This window comes from Peterkaempfera podocarpi (assembly GCF_042466665.1).
Classification (GTDB): domain Bacteria; phylum Actinomycetota; class Actinomycetes; order Streptomycetales; family Streptomycetaceae; genus Peterkaempfera; species Peterkaempfera podocarpi.
In genome coordinates this window covers 6,715,290-6,729,874 of the sequence record NZ_CP162102.1, presented here as the reverse complement: position 1 = coordinate 6,729,874, position 14,585 = coordinate 6,715,290, and the positions used below count along the sequence as shown (strand labels likewise).

Here is a 14,585-nt window from a genome sequence, read left to right as displayed (position 1 = left end):
ATTCCGCATCGGCGATCCCTGTGCCGGACACCGCGCACAAGGAGGTGGCGTTGTCGGAGCACGAAGCAGCCCCGGTCGGCCCGTGGCGGGCGCTCCCCCGAGCACCCGCAGGCGGAGGCGACGCGGTGTGGCGGCTGCGCTCGCGCGCGTGCTGGACGGAGGCCGCGGAGCTGCTGGCACCGCTCGCCGGGCGGGATCCGTGGGCGGCGCTGCGGCGTGCCGAGCTGCTGATCGAGCAGTGCCTCTACACCGCGGCGGGCTGGGAGGCCGCGGAGACGGCGCTGCGGCAGGCCGAGGCGGCCGCCCGCAACCCGGAGCAGCGGGCCGCTGCGGCGTGCGAGCGAGGGTTTCTGGCGTACACGGCGACGCTGCTGGGCGTGCGGGACCGGGCGGACGAGGCCAAGGCGGCGCTGGGCCGCACCTCGGCGCTGCTGGCCCCGGACGCTCCGGGCCGCCCCCTGCTGGACTTCCGCCGGGGGCTGGTGACCGAGAACCTGCTGAACGATTCCGCGGCGGCACGGACCGCATTCCGACGCGCACATGAGGGAGCGTCAGAACGCGGCGACGATCTGCTGCGCTCGCACACCTCCCGGCATCTGGCGGGGCTGGCCCTGGCGGACGGCGACCTCGCCGCGGCCCGGGAGGGGTTCACGGTGTCACTGCGGCTGCGGGAGCAACTCGGCTTCACGGTGGGGGTGGCACCGGCGCTGGCCTCGCTGGCCGAGGCGTCCGAGGCGGCCGAGGCAATCCGGTTGCGGGCCGAGGCTGCGCGCCTGGTGGGGGCGCTGGGCGGGGTGCCGGTGTGGCTGACGGGGCTGCTGTCGGGGGGCGGCGGACCGCCCGGGGCGCTGCCGCGGATGGCCGGACGTCCGACGGCGGAAGGACGACGGGGCGCGGAGGCGGCCGACGGCAAGGTCAGCTAAGGTTAGCCTTACCTGTCAGAGCCGTTGTCCCTCCGACCGACGGGCCACTGCGTCATGCACACCGCCAGCAGCACCCTGCCCCCGCGCGCCTCCGCCGCGGACGGCCTCCCCTGCGCCGACGCCTACGCCCGGCTGGCCCAGGTCCTGCCCGACCTACGGGTCGAGCTCACCGGGCCGCGCTCGGGTGACGGCTGGATCCTGACGGCCGACATCGCCGGGGATCCCGGCGTACTGGCCCAGCTGGTCGCGGAGGAGGAACGGCGGGGTCTGGCGGACTACGGGGAGCCGCTGCGGCCGGATGTGGCGGCCGGGTTCAGCCTGCACCGCTATGCCTGGTCGGCCTGCCTGCTCTTCACCGTGCCGTGGTTCCTGGAGCGCAGGGTGCCCCGGCTGCCGGTGGCGGCGGTCTCGGCGAACCGCGCCGAGGGGCGGATGACAGCCCGGGTGGAGTCCTTCACCTGCCTGCCCGAAGACCCTGCGGCCGCGCTGCCGGGCGCCCGGGTGGCGGCCGACGAGGCGGCGCTGCGGGCCGAGTTGCTGGCGGCGCTGACGGAGCATCTGGAGCCACTGCTGACGGCCTTTCGGCCACGGCTGCGGCGCGGCCCGCGGACCCTGTGGGGAATGGCCACCGACGAGGTGGTGGAGGGGCTCTGGTACCTGGCCAGCCTGCTGGGCGAGGAGGAGCGGGCGGCGGCCGAACTGGGGCTGCTGCTGCCGGGGTCCACCGCACCGTTCGCCGGAGCCGCCGCGTTCCGCGTGCTCGACCAGGGGCCGGACCGGGCGCCGATGCGTACCCGCACCCGGGTGAGCTGCTGTCTCTACTACACGGTGCGTCCCGCCGAGGTGTGCTTCAACTGCCCCCGCAGCTGTCCGAGCGCAGCCGCGGCAGACCGGACCGACAAGTAATACATAATCTCTCAGAGTCCCCCGCAATGGTGGATTGACACCGAATCAGCCATGCATTCGCGGATCGTCCGCCAGGATGGTCCGCCATGAGACTCTCCGACTTCCCGGCCGTCTGGACCGCGGCAGGCGCCGTGGCGCTGGTGGTCGTCGGCGCGCTGCTGGCCTTTCTGCGCACCCGCGGCGGCGGCGACACCCGGGCCGGTACCGATTCCTGGGAGCGCAGCGAGGAGCGGCGGCGACGCAAGGAGATGGTGTACGGCATCGCCTCGTACACACTGCTCTTCTGCTGCGCCGCGGTGGCTGCCGCGCTCTCCTTCCACGGTCTGGTCGGCTTCGGCACCCAGAACCTCAATCTGTCCGGCGGCTGGGAGTACCTGGTGCCCTTCGGCCTGGACGGCGCAGCGATGTTCTGCTCCGTCCTGGCCGTGCGCGAGGCCAGCCACGGCGACGCGGCCCTCGGCTCACGGATGCTGGTGTGGCTCTTCGCCGCGGCGTCCGCCTGGTTCAACTGGGTGCACGCCCCACGCGGCGGCGGTCATGCCGGGGCACCGCAGTTCTTCGCGGGGATGTCGCTCTCCGCGGCTGTGCTCTTCGACCGGGCGCTGAAGCAGACCCGCCGGGCCGCACTGCGTGAGCAGGGCCTGGTGCCCCGCCCGTTGCCGCAGATCCGCATTGTTCGCTGGGCCCGCGCGCCCCGGGAGACCTACGCCGCCTGGTCGCTGATGCTGCTGGAGGGCGTACGCAGCCTCGACGAGGCCGTCGAGGAGGTACGCGACGACCGCCGGGAGAAGGCGGCCGAACGGGAGCGCCGCCGGGTCGCCGACCGGCGTGAACGGGCCGAGATCCGGGCGATCAGCCGCTCGCACGGAGGATGGGGCCGGCCACGCGGCCACCAGCGGCCTGGGCGGCCCGTGCTGCAGACCGCGGGCGAGCCGGGTGCGTACGACCAGGTCGGCGCGGAGCCTGCCATAGCCGCGCCCGCTCCTGGGCCGGCGCCCGCGGCGGCCGGGGCCGGGGCCGCGGCCCCGGAGCGTACCTTCGACCTCAGCGCGGAGGACGACACCCTGACCCTGCCGCGGCTGGACTCACTGGATTCGCTGGAGCAGAAGCTCAAAAACCTTGAGCAGCAGCTCGGTTGACCGATCCGGCCGTTCGGTGAGGGGCCGCGGTCACACCGGGGCGGCGGCGGTGAGCTCGAACCACATCCGCTTGCCGCTGCCGCGCGGCTCCACACCCCATGAGTCCGCGAGCGCCTCCACCAGCATCAGCCCCCGCCCGGAGGAGGCCTGCTCGCCCGGAGTACGGCGGGTGGGCCACTGGTCGGAGTCGTCCTCCACCTCCAGCCGGAACCGGGCCGGTCCAGCTGGGTCGCGGTAGAGGCGCGCGGTCATCATGGCATCGCGGTCGGTGTGCACCAGGGCATTGGTGATCAGCTCCGAGGCGAGCAGCTCCGCGGTGTCGGCCAGATCGGGTACGCCCCAGCGTCTGACCGCGTCCCGCAGCTCACCGCGCACCTCGGCGATCCGGGCCAGGTCGGCCTGGCCGATCCGGCGGCGCAGCTGCAGCTGCGGCACACCGCCGACCGGGCCGTCCCAGCGCATCAGCAGCAGCGCGATGTCGTCCTCGCGCTCGGCGGAGTCGGCGGCCTCGGCCGCGATCCGATCAGCCAGCACCTCCAGCGGCTCCACACCGTCGGCGGCCTCCGGCAGCGGGTCGGCGACCAGCCGGCGGAGCCGCTCGATGCCCTCGTCCAGGTCGACGGCGCGGGCCTCGACCAGTCCGTCGGTGGTGAGCAGCACCAGCTCACCGGGGTCCAGAGTGAAACGGGTGACCTGGTACTCCTCCTCGGGCGCGATCCCGAGCGGCAGACCGCCCGCGACCGGCTGCACCACGGTGGAGCCGTCGATCCGCCGCACCACCGGGTCCAGATGCCCGGCCCGGACGGCATAGACCACGCCGTACTCGACATTGACCTCGGCATAGGTGCAGGTGGCGAAGTGGCCCGTGTCCAGGTCGGCGAGGAAGCGGGAGGCACGTGCCATCACCGCGGCCGGCGGATGCCCCTCCGCGGCATAGGCCCGCAGCGCGATCCGCAACTGTCCCATCACACCCGCGGCATGCACATCGTGGCCCTGCACATCACCGATCACCAGTCCGACATGGCCGCCGGGCAGCGGCACCACGTCGTACCAGTCGCCGCCGATCTGCAGACCGGTTCCGGCCGCGAGGTAGCGCACAGCGGTGGTGGTGCCCGGGACGGGTGGCACCCGGCGGGGAAGCATCACCCGCTGCAGTCCCGAGGCCAGCTCGTGCTCGGCGTCGTGCAGCCGGGCGCGGGCGAGCGACTGGGCGACCAGTCCGCCGAGGGTGGAGAGCAGCGTCCGGTCGTCGCTGTCCAGCTCGCGGTCGTCCTCAAAGCTGATCAGGCAGACCCCGATCGGCCGACTGCCCGCGATCAGCGGCAGGAACGCCCAGGAGCTGCGGCCCAGCGGGCGCACCCGGGGCCAGGCCTCCGGATAGCGCTCCCGGTACTCCTCCCGGTTGGCGAGGAAGATCGGGGTGCGGGTGCGGATGGCGTCCGCCGCGGGGTGGCGCGCGTCCAGGGGGGTGCGGTCGTACGGCTGGATCGCCTCGGCGCTGTAACCGGTGGCGCCGAGGATCTGCAGGCGCCCGTTCTCCAGTGAGGCGAGGACCAGTCCGTCCGGCGGGCGCCCCGGCAGCGGCAGTTCGGTGAAGACCCGGGCGACGTCCCGTACCGTGACCGCCTCGGACAGGGCCCGGGCGGCCTCCTTGATGAAGCGGGTGCGCTCCTCGCGCAGCACCGCCATCCGGTCGGCACGGGTGCGCTTGTGGAGTTCCGCGGTGGCGTCCCAGACAAAGCCGACCATCCGGGAGGCACGGCCCTCGGCATCGGCCAGCACCCGGCCGCGGAACCGCACGGCGTGCAGCTCGCCCCCGGGGTGGACGGTGCGGTAGTAGGCGCCGCACTGGCCGAGTTCGGCGACGGCACGCTCCACCCGGCGGCGCACCACCGGGGCGTCCTCGGGGTGCAGCAGCGCCAGGAAGGCCTCGGAGGAGCGGTCGAAGCGGTCGGGGTCGAGGCCCAGGATGCGGCAGGCGCGCAGATCGCCCTCCAGCAGATCCCGGCGGATGTCCCAGTCGAAGGAACCGATGCCGTTGGCGGCCATCGCCGGTTCGAGCCACTCCGGGGCCGAGTCTGCGCTGGGGGTCGGCACCCCTCGGGACGCTGCGGCCACATACGCACCGCGCAGGGCCCGGTCCCGTGCTCCGCGTTCACGCTCGCGCACGCTCTGCTCCGGGGGGCGGAACGGCGGTCGGCGGGCAGGCCCCTGTGGCTCGGGCTCAGTCGCCATGGTTCTCCTGCCGCTCCCTGTCGACGCGGCCCGGGCCGGACCGCACACATTCTCTTCATCCTCGCGGATGTTCGCCCCAGCGGCAATGCCGGTCACTTGGCGGCCTGCCACACATCCGAACGGGTGCGCCGGGCGCACCGTCATCGAGGCTAACCCAGCCGCGGGCGGGGCGCGTCGGACGGCGCCGCCGCGTCCGGAGCCGTGCCAGGCGGCGCGCCGGGGACCCGGGTCAGGCGGGACGGGCGGGATGGAGAGGGCGGGACGGGGCGGGGACTCGGGTCAGGCGGGGCGGGCGGCGTGGGCGGGCAGGGCGGGTCGGGAGCGTCAAGGGCAGATCAGCTCGAACCAGGTGACCTTGCCCTCCCCCCGCGGCTGCACCCCCCAGTCGTCGGCGAGCGCCTGGACCAGCAGCAGACCGCGTCCCGAGGAGGCATGCTCACCAGGGGTACGGGGCTTGGGCCGCTGGGAGGCCCGGTCATGGACCTCGACCCGGAGGCGGGTGCCGCGGGGCGGGGTGCGGGGCAGTGCGACACCCGCGGGCAGGTCGGCGGTGCCCTCGGCGGTGGGCGCGGGGGCGGCGTCGGGCGCGGGGGCGGCGGCGTCGGGCAGCTCGGAATCCGTGGCACCCGGCTCCGGAGCGTCCGGCGCGGGGGTGATCAGCGTGGCGGCGAGCACCGCCCCGTGGTCGGTGTGCACCAGGGCGTTGGTGACCAGCTCCGAGGCGAGCAGCTCCGCGGTGTCGGCGAGCTCCGGCACACCCCAGCGGCGCAGCGCGGTACGCAGCTGCCTGCGGACCCTGCTGACGGCGACCAGATCGGCCGGGTCGACGGCGCGACGCAGTCTGCGGCGGAGCACATGGTCCGCGGGGGCGTCCCAGCGGGCGATCAGCAGTGCGAGGTCATCGGGCCCGTCGTGCTGGTCGCGGGCCAGTTCGGCCATGGTGTCGGCGAGCGCCTCCAGATCGTCCACCGGGCTGCCGGCGAGGTGCTCGCGCAGCCCGCGGGCGCCGCTGTCCAGATCCAGTGTGCGGGAGCCCACCGCGCCGTCGGTGCAGAGCAGCAGGGTGCTGCCGGGCTCCAGCTCCAGCCGGGTGACGGGGTAGTCCTGCTCGGGTTCGATGCCGAGCGGCAGACCGCCCTCCGCGGCGGGCCAGGCGCTGTGGCCGTGCGGGCCGCGGACCAGCGGACCCATGTGGCCGGCCCGTACGATCTCGGCGCTGCCGGTGAGGGTGTCCAGGTCGAGATAGGTACAGGTGGCGAAGAGGCCGGTGTCGAGGTCGGCCAGGAACCGGGACGCCCGGGCGACCACCGCCGCCGGATCGTGCCCCTCTGTGGCATAGGCGCGCAGCGCGGCACGCAGTTGGCCCATCACCGCGGCGGCGTGCACATTGTGGCCCTGCACATCACCGATGACCAGGCCGACATGGGCGCCGGGCAGGGGGATGACGTCGTACCAGTCGCCGCCGATCTCCAGCGCCTGGGTGCCGGCGCCGGTGGAGTAGCGGGCGGCGACTGCGATCCCCGGGACCTGCGGCACCCGGCGGGGCAGCATGCTGCGCTGCAGCCAGCTGGCGAGGTCCTGTTCCGCGGTGATGTCACGGATGATGCCGACGATGCGGACGGCGCGGCCGTCGGGCCCGGCCAGGGCGCGGCCGTGGGCCGACACCCGGCGCTCGGCACCGCCGGGGCGGGGGATGCGCAGCTGCACGTTGCAGGGGCCGCAGGCGGCCACCGCCGCTCCTACCGCCGCGTCCAGCCCGGGCAGGTCCTCGGGCAGGATCTGCGCGCGCACCCGCTCGGGCCGCTCGCCGAGCACACCTGTGGGCAGTTCGAGGAGGCGGCGGGTCCGGTCGTCCCAGACCAGGCGGTCGTCGACGAGGTCCCAGTCGAAGGAGCCGGTGCCGGTCGCGGCGAGGACCAGTTCCAGTCGGGCGGCACGGGAGGCCACATCGTCGGCCGGTTCGCCGGATGCGGTGGTCCCCGCGGGCGCTGCCGCTCCTCGGGTCGCCGAGGAGCTGCGCTGGAGCGGGAGCCGCGATTGACCGTCCATCAGTTCCGCACCGCCCTTCCGAGCCGGCCCCGGCCGTGCCTCCCGATACCGCCGTGGCGGGGATTCCCTGAGCGGCGCGCGATACCGCGCCCAATTGCGTCATGCCCGCGTAATCCGCTGCAAATCCTGATACGCACCCCCGCAACACCCCCACGGACATCCTCGGGCCCGGGTGAGCGACTGGGCAACGGTGCACTTGCGCCATGTCTGTGCGCGGTCATCAGCCGCGTGCCTGCGCATACGCCGCATCCACCGCATGGAACCGGCCGCGGGGCCCAGAGCGCCGCGGCCGTCCGGGCGGGCCGGCCGCGGCGGGCCGCAGTCGGCGGCACCGGAGGCACAGGGCCGCAGCAGGCGTAGCAGGCCGCAGCGCCCGCACGACCCATGACCCGCAGAAGGCCGCGCGTGAGCCTCGCGCCTCGCCCGTGCGCCGGTTCGGGCCCTCCCGCGTCCAGCCACCGGGCGGGTGAGGGCTGCGGACGGACGCCGTGCCGAAGGGCGCCGGGCGGGCGAGGCTGGACAGAGTGGCGACATCGGGGTTGAATGCCGCCAGCGGTTTGAACGCCGTTCTAAACCCTGCGGAGCGAGGAACCGTGCGACTGACGCCCACCGAGCGGGACCGACTGCTGATCTTCACAGCGGCCGAGCTGGCCCGCGCCCGCCGTGCCCGTGGAGTACGGCTCAATGTCCCCGAGGCGACCGCCCTGATCGCGGACGCCGTCTGCGAGGCGGCCCGGGACGGGGCACGGCTCGCCGAGGCCATCGAGGCCGGCCGGACGGTGCTGGGCGCTGACGATGTGCTGCCCGGCGTCCCCGATGTGGTGACCGTGGTGCAGGTGGAGGCGGTCTTTGACGACGGCACCAGGCTTGCCGTGGTCACCGACCCCTTCCGGGGTGCGGGCTCGCTCGGCGACGACGCTCCCGGCGCAGCCCTGCCGGGAGCGGGGACGGGCTATGAACCGGCTCCGGCAGCCGTACGCATCCCCGTACGCAACACCTCGGAGGTGCCGATCTCCGTCACCTCGCACTTCCACTTCTTCGAGAGCAACCCTCGGCTCGCCTTCGACCGGGCCGCCGCCTACGGCACCCGGCTGGCGGTTGCCGCGGGCTCCTCGGTGCGCTTCGACCCGGGGGCCACGGTGCAGGTCGAACTGGTGCCGATCGGCGGCGCCCGGGTCGCCATCGGCTTCGCCGGGCTGGTCGACGGTCCGCTGGACGCACCCGGGGCCAAGGAGACCGCGCTCGCCCGGGCGCGGGCCACCGGCTATCTGACCACGGTCGACGCTGATGGCGGCGGGGACGGCGGGACGCGCGCCGCAACCCGGGAGTCCGGCGCCGAAGAGTCCAACGCCGGAGAGTCCGGCGCCGAAGCGCCTGGGGCCGACAGGTCCGGGGCCGACGGCCGGAACGGCAGCGAGGGGAGCAGCCAGGCATGAGGTCCTCCAACGCGGAGCTCACCGGCGGCGGTGGCAGCAGCCTCCACGGCGGTATCGACCCGCATGACTACATCGCCGTCCATGGGCCTCGGGCCGGTGACCGGATCCGGCTCGGCGACTCAGGGCTGATCATCCGGGTGGAGTCCGACTCACAGGCCCCGGGCGAGGAGTTCCTGGCCGGATTCGGCAAGACCGCCCGCGACGGCCTGCACCTCAAGGCCGCGGCGGTCCGCGACACCTGCGACGTGGTGATCAGCAATGTCACCGTGATCGATGCCGTACTGGGCATCCGCAAGACCTCGATCGGGCTGATCGCCGGCCGGATCGCCGCCATCGGCCGGGCCGGCAACCCGGACACCCTGGACGGGGTGGACGTCGTCGTCGGCACCGGGACCACCATCGTCTCCGGCGAAGGCCTGATCGCCACCGCCGGGGCCGTGGACACCCATGTCCATCTGCTCTCCCCGCGCATCATGGAGGCCTCCCTCGCCTCGGGTGTCACCACGATCATCGGCCAGGAGTTCGGGCCGGTCTGGGGCGTCGGGGTCAACTCGCCCTGGGCGCTGCGGCATGCGTTCAACGCCTTCGACGCCTGGCCGGTCAACATCGGCTTCCTTGCCCGCGGTTCCTCCTCGGACGACGCCCCTCTGGTGGAGGCGCTGGCCGAGGGCGGCGCCTCCGGCTTCAAGGTGCACGAGGACATGGGCGCCCACACCCGCGCCCTGGACACCGCGCTGCGGGTCGCCGAGGAGCACGACGTCCAGGTCGCCCTGCACACCGACGGGCTCAATGAGTGCCTCTCGGTGGACGACACCCTGGCCGTCCTCGACGGCCGCACCATCCATGCCTTCCACATCGAGGGCTGCGGCGGTGGCCATGTCCCCAATGTGCTGCGCATGGCCGGTGTACCCAACGTGATCGGCTCGTCCACCAACCCCACCCTGCCCTTCGGACGGGACGCACTGGGCGAGCACTTCGGCATGATCGTCTCCGCTCATGCCCTCAAGGTCGACCTCCCCGGCGACGCCGCCATGGCCCGCGACCGCATCCGCGCCGGCACCATGGGCGCCGAGGACGTACTGCACGACCTCGGCATGATCGGCATCACCTCCTCGGACGCCCAGGGCATGGGCCGCGCCGGCGAGACCGTACGCCGCACCTTCGCCATGGCGGGCAAGATGAAGGGTGAGCTCGGCCCACTGGACGGCACCTCCTCACTCGGTGAGCGGGACAGCGGCGACGACAACGAGCGGGTGCTGCGCTACATCGCCAAACTCACCGTCAACCCCGCCATCGCCCATGGACTGGCCCATGAGATCGGCTCGCTGGAGGTCGGCAAGCTCGCCGACATCGTGCTCTGGCGCCCCGACCACTTCGGCGCCAAACCCCAGCTCGTCCTCAAGGCCGGATTCCCCGCCTACGGCGTGGTGGGCGACCCCAACGCCTCCACCGACACCTGCGAACCCCTGGTGCTGGGACCGCAGTTCGGTGCCCATGGAGCCACCGCCGCCGACCTCTCCGTCGCCTTTGTCGCCCGCGCCGCCGCCGACGCCGCCGACCCCGGCGCCTCCGGTATGGCCCACCGCCCCGGCGACGCCCTCCCCACCCGACGCCGCAGAGTCGCCGTCCGCGGCACCCGGGGCATCGGCCCGCGCAGCATGGTCCGCAACGGCCGCACCGGCGAGGTCCGCGTCGACGCAGCCACCGGCCTGGTCACCCTCGACGGCGCCCCCCTGCGCTCCGAGCCGGCCGACAGCGTGTCACTCAGCCGCCTCTACTTCCTCTGACTCACTGGTCTTCCTCTGACTGGCTGGTCTTCCTCTGACTGGCTGGTCTTCCTCTGACTGGCTGGTCTTCCTCTGACTGGCTGGTCTTCCTCTGACTCACTGATCCACACCGGGAACCACGATGAACCTCCCCACCCCTGCCGAACTCGGCTTCTCCATGCCTGCCGAATGGCGACCGCACGCCCGCACCTGGATGGCCTTCCCCACCCCCAACGACACCTTCGGCACCGACCCCGCCGACGGTGGAGACCTGGACGTCGCCCGCCGCGCCTGGGCCACCGTCGCAGACACCATCGTGCGCCATGAGCCGGTGACTCTCATCGTCAACATTGGGGAAACCGAGACCGCCCGCCGCTATGTCTCCCCCGCCGTGGAGATCGTCGAACGGCCGCTCAACGACGCCTGGATGCGGGACATCGGCCCCACGTTCCTCATCGACGGCAACGGCGGGCTGGCAGCCGCAGACTGGGTCTTCAACGGCTGGGGCGCACAGTCCTGGGCCTCCTGGGACCACGACCAGCTGATCGCCGAGCAGATCACCGGCCTCACCGGCGCCCGCCGCTTCGCCTCCCGGCTGGTGAACGAGGGCGGCGGCATCCATGTGGACGGCGAAGGCACCGTCCTGGTCACCGAGACCGTGCAGCTCGACCCGGGCCGCAACCCCGGCTGGACCAGGGAGCAGGTGGAGCAGGAACTGCACGCCCACCTCGGCACCCGCAAGGCGATCTGGCTCCCGCGCGGCCTCACCCGCGACTACGACGAGTTCGGCACCCGCGGCCATGTGGACATCGTCGCCGCCTTCCTCAGGCCCGGTCTGATCGCGGTGCACAGCCAGCCCGACCCGGCCCATCCCGACCACGAGATCGGCAAGGAGATCGCCGCCCTGCTGCGCTCCTCCACCGACGCCCACGGGCGCCCGCTGGAGGTGGTCGAACTGGCCGCCCCCACCGTGCTGCACGACGACGCCGGGGAGCCCGTCGACTACTCCTACATCAACCACTACCTGGCCAACGGCTCCGTGGTGCTCTGCGCCTTCGACGACCCCCGCGACCAGGCCGCGGCGGAGGTCTTCGCCAAGGTCTTCCCGGAGCGGAAGGTCGAACTGGTCGACGCCAGGCCGATCTTCGCCAACGGCGGCGGCATCCACTGCATCACCCAGCAGCAGCCCCTGGCGTGCTGAACCGTCAGGCACGCGGCGGCTGACCCGCGTGCCCGCCGGAAGAGAGCGGGCACGGCCGCGACGGCGGACGCACCCCGGCACGGGCACGCCACGGCTGCCGGACCGGCGAGCAGGCTGAAGTCCTGCCGCCGTCCGCACCGGCGGCGCTCCCGGGCCGAGGTGGTCCGCCGGGTCGGCATGGCGTGATTCAGGCGCTGCCGGCGCGCGCAAGGCCGACGGGCGGGACGGCGGCGGGGGCGGGGACGGGGACGGTCACTTGTACCAGACCGCGACGCCGTGGTGATGGGAGCACGTCCCCTGATGGTGCGCGCTGAAGGACAGGGTGCCGTCGTTGCACAGCGCGGTGGCGCCGCCGTGGTCGTCCACGGGTGGAGCGGTGGTGTGGTGGACGACCGGTGTGTGCCGCACAGCAGGCTTGTGCGTGGTGGGCCTGGGCGCGGGCGGGTTCGGCTTCCGAGTGTGCGGGGTGGTGGTGCGGGGGGTGGGGGCCGCCGTCGCACTCACACCGGCGCCGGGGCTTGAACTCGGGCTTGAACTGGGACTTGAACTGGGGCTGGGAGTCGGGGAGGCCGAAGGGCTCGCCGACGCTGCGGTCACCACGGCGGTGGTGGTGCCGGGGGTCGTGGGCCCGCAGGCCGTCGCGGTCAGCATGGCGACGGAGACGACGAAGAGGGCCGGGATCGTACGGCGCATGGTGCTTTTCCCCCGATGTGGGTGGTGGTGTCCGGGGGCCGAGCCTGGCAGCACCACAGTGTGGCATGTGGTGGTTTTGAGGAGGTTGTGACAGTGCCGTGACGACAACGGGGAAGCCCTCGGCGCGCCACCTCCATGGCCCTGCCGCAGCGGTGCACATCAGCAGGCCCCCGGTGCAGCGATGGCCCTGATCCGCGGCTTCACAGGGCGCAACCGCCGACCCGCAGCAACCGGGCGGCCCGCACCGGCCGTCCACCTGTGTACCGACACGGCGAGCCCGGGGCCGCCGTCCGGCCGTGCACCCCGGGTGGAGGGTCCTCCCTGTCGGACACGACGTCGGCCGCCGACGTTGTACTACCTGTCACCGCAAGGTATCTTGCATCACATGGTAGTTCCGGGAGGGGAACGGACAGTCGTCAGCCAACTGCGGCGCGGCGTCCTGCAGTTCTGCGTCCTCGCACAGCTGCGGGACGGCGAGAAGTACGCATACGAGCTGGTACGGGAGCTGGGTGACGCCCATGGCCTGGCCACCAGCGAGGGCACCATCTACCCCCTGCTGTCCCGGCTGCGGAAGCTGGAGTGGGTCGCCTCCTCCTGGCGGGACTCCGAGAGCGGCCCACCGCGCCGCTACTACGCGCTGACGCCCGCCGGACGCGAGGCGCTGCACGCCTTCACGGCCGAGTGGGAACCCTTCCGAACCGCCGTGGACACCCTCCTGGAGCACAAGGAGCACCGCCGATGACCCCGGTCCGCAAGCAGCTCGTCATGGAGTACCTGCGCCGCCTGGACAACGCCTGCACCCTCCTGCCGCCGCCGCGCCGCCAGGAGCTCGGCGAGGAGATCCGGGAGCACATCGAGGCCGCCCTGGACGAGGCGGAGGTACTGGACGCCGACACGGTGCGGGCCGTCCTGGAGCGCCTCGGGCAGCCCGCGGACATCGTCGCCGCCGAACTCCAGGCCACCCCCGCCAGAGGCCTCCCCGCGGTCACCGGCAAAGAGCAGCCTGCGACCGCAAACGAGACGCGGCCTGTGGTCTCGCTGACTCCGGCGCCCGCGCCCCTCCCTCCGGCCGCCCCCGCCCCCGTCCCCATCCCCATCCCCGCGGCCGCGACTCCTATCGCGCCCCCGCCCCCGCCCCCGCTCCCGCCCCTCACCCCGGCCGCGCCGAGCGGACGCGGGGGCCGGGCCGTACGCGGCGCCGTACTCGGGGCGGCCGCCGCGTCCGCGGTCCTCCTGGCGATGCTGGCCGTCGGGTTCACGGTCTCCTCGCACGGCACGGCCCCAGGTCCTGACGGCACCGCAGCCACCCCGGCGCCCTACATCCCGACGCCGGAGCAGTCGCCCTCCGGGGCCGCCCCGAGCAGCGCGCCCACCGATGGCGGGATCTCGTCCCTGCCCCCGTCCCCCTCGCTTCCCCCGGCCGCACCGACCGCGTCGGGCTGATCCGCCGAGGGGGCGGGCGGCCGCCACCCCCGCCCCGTCCCGGGGGGCCGATGCGCGGCCCCGGCACCCGCCGCGGGATGTGCGGCCGGTCCGGCGGCCTGGTTGACTCGGCCCTGTCGACGGCCCTCCGACCAGCAAGGGTGTGGTTCCCATCCGTCCGCCGCAGACCGATCCTCCCGGCGCGCACTCCGGCTCCGGCCGAACGCGTCGACCGGCGATGCCCAGGGAGCAGGTACTGGCCGCGGCGATGGCGGCCATCGCCGAACACGGGCTCGCCCGGCTGACCATGGCGGGGCTCGGCAGGCAGGTCGGGATGAGCGGCGGGCACCTGCTGTACTACTTCGGCAGCAAGGACCGGCTGCTCCTCGAGACCCTGCGCTGGAGCGAGGAGCAGTTGGGCGAGCGGCGGCGCCAGGCGCTGGCCCGCACCGGACTGTCCGCCCGGGAGCGGCTGGCCGCGTATGCCGAGCTGTATCTCCCGGAGGGGCCCGGGGATCCGCGTTGGACACTCTGGATCGAGGTCTGGGGCCGCTCGTCGGCGGGCCGGGAGGTCCGGGAGGGCCAGGTGGCCATCGAGGAGCCCTGGCACCGCGATCTGGCCCGGCTGCTGGCCGAGGGCGCGGCGGCGGGTGAGTTCGCGCCGGGCGACCAGGAGGCGGCCGCGGTCCGGATCCGGGCCCTGCTCGACGGCTTCTCCACCCCGATCGCGATCGGACTGCCGGGAGTGCGGCGGGCGGAGTCGCTGGCGCATGTCTCCGCAGCGCTGGATGCCCTGCTGGGTATCGGCCGCTGAC

At 73.7% G+C, this 14,585-nt stretch carries 12 protein-coding genes; 9 read left to right on the top strand and 3 right to left on the bottom strand.

The window, feature by feature from the left end:
• The first annotated feature begins 125 nt into the window (after positions 1-125).
• The 3 genes from AB0761_RS29645 to AB0761_RS29635 all read left to right on the top strand — a co-directional run bounded on the left by AB0761_RS29645 (position 126) and on the right by AB0761_RS29635 (position 2,968).
• A complete protein-coding gene (locus tag AB0761_RS29645) occupies positions 126-923 on the top strand; it encodes a hypothetical protein (RefSeq protein WP_377274387.1) in 798 nt (265 codons plus the stop codon).
• A gap of 54 nt (positions 924-977) precedes the next feature.
• Positions 978-1,829, top strand: coding sequence for a (2Fe-2S)-binding protein (locus AB0761_RS29640; RefSeq protein ID WP_377272206.1), 852 nt, complete (start codon positions 978-980; stop codon positions 1,827-1,829).
• An 86-nt stretch (positions 1,830-1,915) separates the two neighbouring features.
• Entirely contained in the window at positions 1,916-2,968 is a 1,053-nt protein-coding gene (locus AB0761_RS29635) for a DUF2637 domain-containing protein (RefSeq protein ID WP_377272205.1), read from the top strand.
• Between the two features lie 30 nt (positions 2,969-2,998).
• On the opposite strand, the gene AB0761_RS29630 is transcribed toward AB0761_RS29635, so the two are convergent.
• Positions 2,999-5,137 carry a SpoIIE family protein phosphatase gene (locus AB0761_RS29630; RefSeq protein WP_377272204.1) on the bottom strand — a complete coding sequence of 713 codons (2,139 nt, stop codon included), beginning with the start codon at positions 5,135-5,137 and terminating at the stop codon, positions 2,999-3,001.
• Between the two features lie 390 nt (positions 5,138-5,527).
• The gene (locus tag AB0761_RS29625) at positions 5,528-7,252 is read right to left on the bottom strand and encodes a SpoIIE family protein phosphatase (RefSeq protein WP_377272203.1); all 1,725 of its coding nucleotides are present in this window, start codon (positions 7,250-7,252) and stop codon (positions 5,528-5,530) included.
• A gap of 593 nt (positions 7,253-7,845) precedes the next feature.
• Between AB0761_RS29625 and ureA the strand changes: the two genes are divergently transcribed.
• The 3 genes from ureA (at position 7,846) to AB0761_RS29610 (ending at position 11,655) form a co-directional block, all read left to right on the top strand.
• A complete protein-coding gene (ureA, locus tag AB0761_RS29620) occupies positions 7,846-8,688 on the top strand; it encodes an urease subunit gamma (RefSeq protein WP_377272202.1) in 843 nt (280 codons plus the stop codon).
• Positions 8,685-10,475, top strand: a complete 1,791-nt coding sequence (locus AB0761_RS29615) for an urease subunit alpha (protein WP_377272201.1) — start codon at positions 8,685-8,687, stop codon at positions 10,473-10,475. The genes ureA and AB0761_RS29615 overlap by 4 nt, the downstream gene beginning before the upstream one ends.
• 121 nt (positions 10,476-10,596) lie before the next feature.
• Entirely contained in the window at positions 10,597-11,655 is a 1,059-nt protein-coding gene (locus AB0761_RS29610; RefSeq protein WP_377272200.1) for an agmatine/peptidylarginine deiminase, read from the top strand.
• Positions 11,656-11,907: 252 nt separating this feature from the next.
• Here the strand turns inward: AB0761_RS29610 and AB0761_RS29605 are convergent, their stop codons facing one another.
• Positions 11,908-12,348: a DUF3761 domain-containing protein gene (locus AB0761_RS29605; RefSeq protein WP_377272199.1), complete on the bottom strand. Its 441-nt coding sequence runs from the start codon at positions 12,346-12,348 to the stop codon at positions 11,908-11,910.
• 385 nt (positions 12,349-12,733) lie between these two features.
• Here AB0761_RS29605 and AB0761_RS29600 point away from each other — a divergent pair, with 385 nt between their 5' ends.
• The 3 genes from AB0761_RS29600 (at position 12,734) to AB0761_RS29590 (ending at position 14,584) form a co-directional block, all read left to right on the top strand.
• On the top strand, positions 12,734-13,090 hold the full coding sequence (locus tag AB0761_RS29600; protein ID WP_377272198.1) for a PadR family transcriptional regulator: 357 nt from the start codon (positions 12,734-12,736) through the stop codon (positions 13,088-13,090).
• Complete coding sequence (locus AB0761_RS29595; protein WP_377272197.1) at positions 13,087-13,791, top strand: hypothetical protein; 705 nt, start codon at positions 13,087-13,089, stop codon at positions 13,789-13,791. Before AB0761_RS29600 ends, AB0761_RS29595 begins: the two co-directional genes overlap by 4 nt.
• Before the next feature lie 217 nt (positions 13,792-14,008).
• The gene (locus AB0761_RS29590; RefSeq protein WP_377272196.1) at positions 14,009-14,584 is read left to right on the top strand and encodes a TetR family transcriptional regulator C-terminal domain-containing protein; all 576 of its coding nucleotides are present in this window, start codon (positions 14,009-14,011) and stop codon (positions 14,582-14,584) included.
• The last annotated feature ends 1 nt before the right edge of the window (position 14,585 follow it).